The sequence below is a fragment of the Pseudoalteromonas sp. SR44-5 genome, assembly GCF_014163675.1.
In the GTDB taxonomy this organism is placed as follows: domain Bacteria; phylum Pseudomonadota; class Gammaproteobacteria; order Enterobacterales; family Alteromonadaceae; genus Pseudoalteromonas; species Pseudoalteromonas rhizosphaerae.
Window position 1 is genome coordinate 1 of record NZ_JACJDT010000212.1, and the last position, 341, is coordinate 341.

The following is a 341-nucleotide window of genomic DNA, read 5'->3' on the forward strand; positions in this document are numbered from 1 at the left end:
ATCCATTTCAAAACGGCTTCAGAGGTTTCGCTAAACGGCTGAAGTTGTGCCCTTAGTTCTGGTGTGTTTTGGATGTGCTCATTGGTTTTATCTTTTATCATTTTTGCAGCACGGGCTTGGCTATGCTTTGAATTCATATAGTTATTTTCGTATTCCCTTAAAACAAAAAACACAACTTCTTTTTGTTTAAGAGCTTTGTTTTGACCACCTTGCCTGCCGCGTTCAATAGCTTGGGCATTTAAATATTTTAGCCCACCTATTTTTTCAAGTTGAATTTGTGTTTGCTCGCGAATCATAATTTCAATTCGTTTTGCTTTTATAGCCAATCCCAAGTTTGGAAT

At 37.0% G+C, this 341-nt stretch carries 1 protein-coding gene; it reads right to left on the reverse strand.

Annotated elements, in window-relative coordinates:
* A partial coding sequence (locus H5154_RS23295) for a hypothetical protein (protein ID WP_182719782.1) occupies window positions 1-326 on the reverse strand: 326 nt, incomplete at its 3' end.
* Between the last annotated feature and the right edge of the window lie 15 nt (window positions 327-341).